The sequence below is a fragment of the Psychrobacter proteolyticus genome (assembly GCF_038155145.1).
GTDB classification, from domain to species: domain Bacteria; phylum Pseudomonadota; class Gammaproteobacteria; order Pseudomonadales; family Moraxellaceae; genus Psychrobacter; species Psychrobacter proteolyticus_B.
On record NZ_JBAKAY010000158.1, the window covers coordinates 1 to 217 of the forward strand.

Sequence of the window (217 nt, forward strand, 5' to 3'; positions counted from 1 at the left end):
TACTCGGTACAGACTATCATCAAACTCTTGCTCTAACTATTTTAGCGTTTCATCAATCTATACCATGCCATCTTTGTGACGTACTTTGAAGTATTTTTGATCTGCTGCAAAATAGTAGATATCTTTTAGCTTATTCAGTTCAACACCGCGATGCGTACGAGCAGGGATCTGTTCACGTATTGGACGTGCTGTCGGGTCTTCAAGCTTACGAATTTCG

The 217-nt window shown here is 40.6% G+C and carries 1 pseudogene; it reads right to left on the reverse strand.

What is annotated here, in order from left to right:
* Nucleotides 1-60 precede the first annotated feature (60 nt).
* A pseudogene (locus tag V6252_RS13345) lies at nt 61-217 on the reverse strand (response regulator transcription factor); the annotation flags it as partial.